Below are 8,816 nucleotides of genomic sequence, written 5' to 3'. Positions count from 1 at the left end.
AACGATGGTTACATCAACGTATATTATGCATTCGATAGCTCTAAGCCGCTTGGATATTCTACTAGCGCAGCTAGTTATGTTGCAAACTTCATGAAGAAAAATCCTGGAGTAAGTGTAGAAATTAAGGGATATGCCGATGAATTAGGTCCTGAAGATTACAACATGAAGCTTTCTGAAAGAAGAGCTAAAGCAGTTTATGACTTATTAATTTCTTCCGGTGTTGATGCATCTAGACTTTCTTATAAAGGTTACGGTGAAGATACTAGCGTAGACAAGTCTTCTGCTGATGCCAGACAAATGGCAAGAAGAGCTAGTTTCGAAGTGAAATAAGCTTAAAAAATATAATTAATTAAGAGCCCGGTTAATCCGGGCTTTTTTTATGTCCTAATTTTCTCAGAATAGTTGTTATATTTTTTCTACTTTTGACCCCTCATACTTAATTCACATTTAATGAAAAAGCTCATTTTAGCAATACTGTTGTTCAGCATTGGATTTTCTGTTTTTTCTCAATCAGAATTCAATAAATGGTCTCTTGAAACCAATTTTGGTTTTAATAAAGCAATGGCTCCATTAACGCCTGGATATCTAAGTCCTAGTTTGAATATAGGACATCTGGATTTGGGAGTTAGATATATGTTTAATGAGAAATTTGGTTTAAAGGCAGACGGTGGATTTGGCTCTTTTTCTGAGGTCAAAGGAGAAAGTCCAGAATTTAAAACCAATTATTTGAGAGCCAATATTCAAGGGGTTATTAATCTGGGAAGAGTGATGAATTTTGAATCTTTTTCAAGAAAAATAGGTCTTCTTGGCCATTTTGGTGGAGGATTTGGAAGAATGAGTTTTGAAGAAACTATTTTAAACACGGCTCCAGATTACCATTATAATATTATTTCAGGATTAACAGGTCAATTTAAGCTAGGGACGAGAGTTGCATTAACCAGTGATCTTTCTATGATATACAACGGAAGACAAACTTACACATTTGATGGTAATACCTTCAATTCAGATGTACAACCCACAGACCCTACACAAAACCCATATGTCCATGCTCCTGGTACATGGTGGACTGCAACGGTAGGTCTTAGCTTTTATTTAGGTTCCTCTGACGAGCATGCAGATTGGTATATTGCTACTGATAAATATGCTACTAAAGCAGAATTAGCCTCCCAGATAAGTGGAATAAAGGACATGTTGAAAGACTCAGATGGTGATGGCATTCCTGATTATTTAGATAAAGAGCCAAATACTCCTGTGGGTGCAAGAGTAAACACGCAAGGTGTTACTTTAGATTCTGATAATGATGGAACGCCTGATCACATAGATAAATGTCCATTTATTCCAGGTCCAGCTTCAACAAATGGATGTCCGATTCAAGAAATTAAAGAAGAAGTTGATTTCTTAAAAAAGGCTATCAATGAAGGTTATGTTAATGTCTATTTCGCATTTGACAGTGATAATCCTCTTTCTTATTCAATATCTTCTGCGCATTATATTGCAAACTTTTTAAAGAGAAACCCAGGGGTATCTTTGGAAGTAAAAGGTTATGCAGATGAACTTGGATCAGATGATTATAATATCAAATTATCTGAAAGAAGAGCAAAGGCAGTTTATACTATAATTATTTCATCTGGAATTGATTCCGCAAGGATATCATATAAAGGTTATGGAGAAGACACAAGTGTTGACAAATCCTCAGCAGATGCAAGACAATTAGCAAGGCGCACTAGCTTTGAAATAAAATAAGAATTTAATCTTGATCAAACCCGGTTTCAAAAGAGCCGGGTTTTATTTTATCTTCGTGACATGTTTATTCTTTCCAACACTCCTTCGGTTGCGAATCAATTCATTTTAGAATTGAGAGATAAAAAAATTCAGCAGGATCGTATGCGTTTTAGAAAAAACCTTGAAAGATTAGGTGAGATTCTAGCTTATGAAATTTCTAAATCTTTTGAATATAAAGAGGTCAAAGTAGAAACTCCGCTGGCAATTGCCTCCACTAAAATAATTACCTCAAAACCTGTAATAATTTCGATTTTAAGAGCTTCTTTACCTTTTTATCAAGGATTCTTAAATATCCTAGATCAAGCAGAAAGTGGATTTATTGGAGCTTTTCGGGAAGAAAATATTGATGGAAATATCAAAGTGAATTTAGGATATCATGCTAGCCCATCTCTCGAAGGAAAAGATGTCATCATTGCAGATCCAATGCTCGCAACAGGCAAATCTATCATAAAAACAATCAATGCTATTTTAGCCCACGGGAAACCAAATAGAATTTACATTGCTGCTGCTTTTGCCGCACCAGAGGGAATCGAATACATTCAAAAAAATCTAAAAAACATACCTTTTACTTTTTGGTTAGGGACACTAGATGAAAAATTAAACCATTTATCTTACATCGTTCCAGGGCTTGGTGACGCTGGAGATCTTTCATTTGGACCTAAACTTTAATAATCATGATGGATTACATTCTATTGGGTTTAGGCCTAGTTATCTTATTATATGGAGGAAAAATATTAGTAGATGGAGCATCTGCTATTGCAGTAAAGCTAGGAATGAGTGCCGGTTTAATAGGACTCACAATTGTAGCTTTCGGCACTTCCGCACCTGAGCTTTTAGTGAGTGTGAATGCTGCATTAAAAGGGAATAGTGATATTTCGATAGGAAATGTAGTTGGATCAAATATTGCCAATATTGGAATGGTATTAGGACTAAGTGGCTTATTTTACCCCATTTTAATCCGTAAAAGCACTCTCCGGTTTGATTATTTAATCACAGCAATAGTCACTTTACTCTTCTATGCATTAAGTTATAATGGCATTATTGGATTTTGGGAGGGAGTATTTCTGTTCTCACTTTTCATAGGTTTCAATATTTACCTATTTAGAAATACAGATGAAGGCGGATTAATTGACAACACAGAAGTCACTGAGGAGGTAGAACAAGTGAAGGGTTATAGTTGGGTCGTAGCGATTTCATTATTCCTTGGAGGAATAGTTGGCTTATATTTTGGATCAGAATTATTAGTAAATAATGCCATCAAAATCTCAAGAGAATTTGGGGTCTCTGAAAGAATAATAGGTGTTACCATTATTGCAATAGGGACAAGTCTCCCAGAATTAATAACTTCTATTATGGCTGCATTGGCAAAAAAAACCGACATGGCTATAGGAAATATTCTTGGCAGTAATATCATGAATATTCTTTCTATAATAGGAATAACAGCAATCATAAAACCTATCGATGTTTCAGGAGAATTCTTGAATTCAGACTACCTCTGGATGATTGGATTTACTTTGATTCTATTTCCTTTGATCAGAACTAAAATGCGTATTTCCTTTTTCGAAGGAATGATCTTGTTTTTAGGATATGGGGCTTATATGTATTTCTTGTTATGATTCAATCGCTCCTTAAATTTCTAGGAATATATTTTTTGAGTTTATTCAAATTTATTGCAGGTCCGGTTTTAGGGTCTGCCGCGGGATATGGAGTAATAGGATCCATTTTAGTGACTGTAGCTGGAATGATGACTAGCGTTTTTTTATTTACTTTAATTGGTTCAAAATTTAAAAATTACCTGAAATTGAGATTCAATAAAAAGAAACCTATTTTTTCGAAAAAGAATAGAACCTTGGTGAAAATATGGAAAAAATACGGAGAAATTGGTATTGCTATTATTACACCATTAATTCTAACTCCAATAGGAGGAACCTTGATCATGGTGTCTTTTGGAGCAAAAAAAAAGCATATCTATTTCAATATGCTCTTAAGTAGTTTTTTTTGGGCCACTCTATTTTGTCTTACAATAGACCGAATTCTTAAAATTCCTTTTTTTCAAAACTTACTAATGTGATTCTTCGTCGGGAAGAATTTCAATATCCTGAATCAAAACGCGTTTTGAAATCTCTTGTCCAGTTAAGGTAGCCGCCAAACCACCCATCGCTGTTTCTTTATACCTACTTTCCATTGAAGCTCCAATTTCTCCCATCGCTTCAATACATTCATCAACCGGAATCACAGAACTAACGTCAGAAATTGCAATTTGAGTAGAACTGAACGCAATAGAAGCCGCGCTAGCATTCCTTACTACGCATGGAACTTCTACCAAGCCAGCCACGGGATCACAAACCAAGCCAAGCATACATTGAATCGTTATTGCTACTGCATTAAAAACCTGATCGGTATTTCCGCCCAAGCAATACACCATTGCACCAGAAGCCATTGCTGCGGCAGATCCAGTTTCCGCTTGGCAACCGCCTACCGCTCCCGCTAAGCTTGCTTTTTCTTCAATAATTAATGCTATACCTGCACCAACTAAAAGGCCTTCAACAATTTTTTCATCCGAAATACCATGAATTTCCTGAAGAGTAACCAGAGTTCCTGGTAAAATCCCGGAAGCACCTGCAGTTGGAGCAGCAACTACCCTTCCCATACAAGAATTGACTTCTTTTGCTGCTAAAGCCCTTGCTATAAGTTTTTGAAATTCGGGGGATAAAACAGCTAATGGGTGATTAAAAACTTTTTTTGCTCCATTATTTATCATCCCAGACCTGGAAGTCATTTCTTCTTCGAGTCCAGTCTTTACAGCATCTTTCATGACCTGAAAAGCATTTAAAATCCCAACTTTAATCTGGCTTGATTCGGCATTTTTTTGCTCTACTTCATATTCAATCACTGAATCCGGTAATGAGACTTTATTTTCTTCACAATAGGATTTCCAACCTTTAAAATTTTCAAATAAATAGCACATAGGATTTGGGTTTTTTTCTGTGGTTTTCTAGGAAAATTTAGAAGTTAAAATTGATCGTCTGCTTGATAGCTGGATCCAAACTTAATGCAACTGGACATGTTCGTGCCGCATTTTTTAACTTTTTCAGAATTTTTGAATCTTCTACTGGATTGTCCCAATGAAAATTGATAATTATTTCTTGAATCTTTCTGGGGGAAGATTGCATAATTTTCGTCACTTCCCAAGTAATTCCATTCAATTCCAAATTCTCTCTTTCAGCAACTATCCCCATAATTGTGACCATACAACTTCCCAAAGCACTAGAAACCAGGTCTGTAGGAGAAAATTTCTCTCCTTTTCCATTATTATCTATCGGAGCATCTGTTAAAATTGTAGTGCCAGATTGAATATGTTCTGACACAGTTCTCAAATTTCCTAAATACGAACTTTTTATAGTTGGCATAAACCCTTACTTTTAAAATCAGTTTAAATAATTGTATCCACAAAATAGGACAATATTTTCGACCTTTTCGAATGACAAAGCTGAAATTACTTCTTCCACTATTTATCATTCTTTTTGCGATAGATTCTTTCGCTCAAAGAGATGATATTGGCAATTATGAATATGATAAGGAATACCTCTTTGGAGCAAATAAAAACACCAATGGTGGGCTCATTGGAGGATTCGTTTTCAAAGTAGGAACCCGAATAACTGATGATCAATTTAGCTTTTGGGCCGTAGAATTTTCTAATGTAAAAAACCCAAAAGAGGTTCGGTATAACACTGTCCTTGGAAATAGCTACATTTTTGGAAAGTCAAATTATCTATATTCCATAAGGCCCCAATATGGTAGAGAGATAGTTTTGTTTAAAAAAGCTCCGAACCAAGGTGTACAAGTTTCTGCATTAGCTGCAGTTGGTCCATCACTTGGCTTAATCGCTCCATATTATATTGAATATGCTCTTAATAGAGTTGAAACAGTTTCTGAGCAATATGATCCTGAAATTCACCAAAGTAGATTCAATATCTTGGGTACAGGAAGATTATTTCAAGGTATTGGCCAATCTGAACTAGCCATAGGAGCAAACGTAAAAGCCGCTTTAAACTTTGAATTCGGTGTTTTTAGAAGTAACGTAACAGGATTGGAACTTGGATACATGCTTGAAGGTTTTACCAAAGAAATACCATTAATTCCAACAGCAGAAAATAAGCAAATCTTCCAATCTGTTTATTTTACTTTCTATTACGGATTCAGGAAGTAATAGAAATTGGGTTTTAAGGACCTCCTGCTTTAAATTTGCAAAAAATCACAATTTATGATTGAATTACCTGTCATTTCCGAGGAGGCAACTCGAAGAAAAAAACCAGATTGGTTAAGAGTAAAACTTCCTATTGGGAAAGAATACGCCAAAGTCCGAAAATTGGTAGACGAGCATAAACTTCATACCATTTGTGAAAGTGGCAATTGCCCAAACATGGGAGAATGCTGGGGAGCTGGTACGGCAACTTTTATGATTCTTGGAAATGTTTGCACAAGGTCTTGCTCTTTCTGTGCAGTTGCAACAGGAAGGCCACCAGAGTACGATACAGATGAGCCTAGAAGAGTAGCAGAAGCTATAAAATTAATGGGAGTAAAACATGCTGTTCTAACCTCTGTGAATAGAGATGAGTTGAAAGATAAAGGCGCAGAAATCTGGTATCAAACAGTTGTAGAAACAAAAAAGCTTTCTCCTTCCACTACAATTGAAACTTTGATTCCAGACGTGAAATCAAATTGGGATGCTCTATATAGAATGATTGATGGAGGTCAAGAGGTAGTATCACATAACATGGAGACTGTAGGCAGCTTATACAGAAGAGTCAGACCTCAGGCAAAATATGATCGTTCTTTAGAACAGATTAAGCTGACTAAAGAATATGGCAAGCGAACCAAAACCGGTATTATGCTTGGCTTGGGAGAAACCAAAGAAGAAGTATTTAAAGCTATGGATGATTTAGTAGCACATGGCTGTGATATTCTTACTTTAGGACAATACCTTCAACCAACAAAAATGCACATTGAAGTAGCTGAATTTATACACCCAGACATATTTGCTATGTATAGAGAAGAAGGGTTGAAGAGAGGTTTAAAATATGTAGAATCGGGTCCCTTGGTAAGATCATCTTACCATGCGGAAAGGCATGTAAATGTTTAAATTAAGAGTCAGAAACAAAAAAGGCAGCCAAATGGCTGCCTTTATATTTTTTAATGAATAGAATAATTAAACCGTAGTAGTCTCTTCTGCATATTCCTCCACTGGAATACAGCTACAAATCAAATTTCTGTCTCCATAAGCAGAATCAATTCTTCTAACAGTCGGCCAGAACTTATTCTCTTTCACATTTGCATTTGGGAAAACGGCCTTTTCTCTGGAATATGGTAAGTCCCACTCACCTGTGAGGACCATTGTTGCCGTATGCGGAGCATTTTTCAATACATTATTCACTTTATCAGCATTTCCATCTTCAATCTCCTTGATCTCAGCTCTAATTGAAATCAAAGCATCGCAGAATTTATCCAATTCCGATTTTGTCTCTGATTCAGTTGGTTCGATCATCAATGTTCCAGCAACTGGGAAAGAAACTGTAGGTGCATGAAAACCGTAATCCATCAATCGCTTTGCAATATCTTCAACTTCTACTCCCACTTCTTTAAAACCTCGGCAATCCACAATCATCTCATGGGCTGCTCTTCCCTTTGTACCAGTATAGAGAATAGGATAATGGCCACTCAATCTCTCTTTGATGTAATTCGCATTTAAAATTGCCATTTTTGTCGCATTGGTCAATCCATCTCCACCCATCATAGCGATATAAGCATAAGAAATAGGTAAAATACTGGCACTTCCATAAGGCGCGGCAGAAATAGAAGAAACTGAATTTTCTCCACCAGTCTTCACCAAAGGATTGCCAGGAAGGAATGGAACCAAGTGACTAGCTACACATATTGGCCCCATACCAGGTCCTCCTCCACCGTGAGGAATACAGAAAGTCTTATGTAAATTTAAGTGGCAAACATCCGCTCCGATATTTCCTGGACTCGTTAATCCAACTTGAGCATTCATATTTGCTCCATCCATGTAAACAAGACCTCCATATTGGTGGATCGTATCACAAATTTCTTTGATAGCTTCTTCAAAAACACCATGAGTAGATGGATAAGTCACCATCAAACTTGCTAGATCATTTGCGTGGGCAGAAGCCTTAGCTTTTAGATCTTCAAGATCAATATTTCCTTTTTCATCACATTTTACCAACACCACTTTCATACCTGCCATTACAGCAGAAGCCGGGTTGGTTCCGTGGGCTGATGTCGGAATCAAAGCTATATTTCTATGTGATTCTCCTCTATCTTGATGATAGGCTCTAATCACCATCAATCCAGCAAATTCTCCTTGAGCTCCTGAATTTGGCTGCAATGAAGTTCCTGCAAATCCAGTAATCTCAGATAACCACCTCTCAAGATTTGCAAACAATTCCTGATATCCAGCCGTCTGATCCATTGGTGAAAAAGGATGCATTTGACCAAATTCAGGCCAAGTGACGGGGATCATTTCAGCTGTTGCATTTAATTTCATGGTACAAGAGCCCAATGAAATCATTGAATGTACCAGGGATAAATCCTTACTCTCCAATTTTTTAATATATCGAAGCATTTCATGCTCTGAATGGAAGCTATTGAAGACTGGATGAGTCAAGTATTGGGATTTTCTTTCTAAGGATTCCGGTAATGTAAGTTCCAAATTGTCTACTTTACCTTTCAAAGAAACGGGGTCTTTTCCCGCTGCTGTAGCAAAAACATTAATAATTTCTTGAGCATCCTGAAGAGATTTTGTCTCATCAAACGCTATAAATACCACATCTTTTGCATACCTAAAATTCATCCCAGCTCCCACAGCCATTGCTGAAAAATGTGCTTGATCATGGGAACTTAATGTAACTTTAATAGTATCAAAAAACTCACCTTCACTTACTTCAAATCCTAGCTCCTTTAAGCTATTTGCTGTCAACTTTGCCAGGCCGTGAGTCCTTAAGGCAATATTCTTA

10 protein-coding genes are annotated in these 8,816 nt (G+C 36.6%); 7 read left to right on the top strand and 3 right to left on the bottom strand.

The features are described from left to right. From Q0L68_RS12300 to Q0L68_RS12280, 5 genes are all read left to right on the top strand, one after another. Positions 1-330: OmpA family protein (locus Q0L68_RS12300; protein WP_296703520.1), on the top strand; the 330-nt coding region annotated here is incomplete at its 5' end. Between the two features lie 120 nt (positions 331-450). Further along, positions 451-1,743, top strand: a complete 1,293-nt coding sequence (locus Q0L68_RS12295) for an OmpA family protein (protein WP_296703519.1) — start codon at positions 451-453, stop codon at positions 1,741-1,743. A 60-nt stretch (positions 1,744-1,803) separates the two neighbouring features. Beyond that, on the top strand, positions 1,804-2,451 hold the full coding sequence (gene upp / locus Q0L68_RS12290; RefSeq protein WP_296703517.1) for a uracil phosphoribosyltransferase: 648 nt from the start codon (positions 1,804-1,806) through the stop codon (positions 2,449-2,451). Positions 2,452-2,459: 8 nt separating this feature from the next. Then, positions 2,460-3,398 (top strand): calcium/sodium antiporter, encoded by a 939-nt coding sequence (locus Q0L68_RS12285; protein WP_296703522.1) that lies wholly within the window; start codon positions 2,460-2,462, stop codon positions 3,396-3,398. 35 nt (positions 3,399-3,433) lie between these two features. Further along, positions 3,434-3,853: a hypothetical protein gene (locus tag Q0L68_RS12280; protein WP_296703515.1), complete on the top strand. Its 420-nt coding sequence runs from the start codon at positions 3,434-3,436 to the stop codon at positions 3,851-3,853. On the opposite strand, the gene sdaAA is transcribed toward Q0L68_RS12280, so the two are convergent. Both sdaAA and Q0L68_RS12270 read right to left on the bottom strand, forming a co-directional pair. Beyond that, positions 3,845-4,750: an L-serine ammonia-lyase, iron-sulfur-dependent, subunit alpha gene (gene sdaAA, locus Q0L68_RS12275; RefSeq protein ID WP_296703513.1), complete on the bottom strand. Its 906-nt coding sequence runs from the start codon at positions 4,748-4,750 to the stop codon at positions 3,845-3,847. The two genes, Q0L68_RS12280 and sdaAA, sit on opposite strands and share 9 nt — an antisense overlap. Positions 4,751-4,787: 37 nt before the next feature. Continuing rightward, positions 4,788-5,192 carry an OsmC family protein gene (locus Q0L68_RS12270; protein WP_296703507.1) on the bottom strand — a complete coding sequence of 135 codons (405 nt, stop codon included), beginning with the start codon at positions 5,190-5,192 and terminating at the stop codon, positions 4,788-4,790. 71 nt (positions 5,193-5,263) lie between these two features. Here Q0L68_RS12270 and Q0L68_RS12265 point away from each other — a divergent pair, with 71 nt between their 5' ends. Both Q0L68_RS12265 and lipA read left to right on the top strand, forming a co-directional pair. Then, complete coding sequence (locus Q0L68_RS12265) at positions 5,264-5,992, top strand: hypothetical protein (RefSeq protein ID WP_296703502.1); 729 nt, start codon at positions 5,264-5,266, stop codon at positions 5,990-5,992. Positions 5,993-6,046: 54 nt separating this feature from the next. Further along, on the top strand, positions 6,047-6,925 hold the full coding sequence (gene lipA / locus Q0L68_RS12260) for a lipoyl synthase (protein ID WP_296703499.1): 879 nt from the start codon (positions 6,047-6,049) through the stop codon (positions 6,923-6,925). Between the two features lie 66 nt (positions 6,926-6,991). On the opposite strand, the gene gcvP is transcribed toward lipA, so the two are convergent. Further along, on the bottom strand, positions 6,992-8,816 hold a 1,825-nt coding region (gcvP, locus tag Q0L68_RS12255), incomplete at its 5' end, for an aminomethyl-transferring glycine dehydrogenase (RefSeq protein WP_296703496.1).

The organism is Algoriphagus sp. (assembly GCF_024642405.1).
In the GTDB taxonomy this organism is placed as follows: Bacteria; Bacteroidota; Bacteroidia; order Cytophagales; family Cyclobacteriaceae; genus Algoriphagus.
The sequence above is the reverse complement of the archived record's forward strand: the minus strand, read 5'-3'. Positions and strand labels throughout refer to the sequence as shown.

What these genes read in the sequence shown, in the direction of transcription:
- Q0L68_RS12295 (WP_296703519.1), top strand. Translation starts at nt 451, where the DNA reads ATGAAAAAGCTCATTTTAGCAATACTGTTGTTCAGCATTGGATTTTCT.
- upp (WP_296703517.1), top strand. Translation starts at nt 1,804, where the DNA reads ATGTTTATTCTTTCCAACACTCCTTCGGTTGCGAATCAATTCATTTTA.
- Q0L68_RS12285 (WP_296703522.1), top strand. Translation starts at nt 2,460, where the DNA reads ATGGATTACATTCTATTGGGTTTAGGCCTAGTTATCTTATTATATGGA.
- sdaAA (WP_296703513.1), bottom strand. Translation starts at nt 4,750, where the DNA reads ATGTGCTATTTATTTGAAAATTTTAAAGGTTGGAAATCCTATTGTGAA.
- Q0L68_RS12270 (WP_296703507.1), bottom strand. Translation starts at nt 5,192, where the DNA reads ATGCCAACTATAAAAAGTTCGTATTTAGGAAATTTGAGAACTGTGTCA.
- Q0L68_RS12265 (WP_296703502.1), top strand. Translation starts at nt 5,264, where the DNA reads ATGACAAAGCTGAAATTACTTCTTCCACTATTTATCATTCTTTTTGCG.
- lipA (WP_296703499.1), top strand. Translation starts at nt 6,047, where the DNA reads ATGATTGAATTACCTGTCATTTCCGAGGAGGCAACTCGAAGAAAAAAA.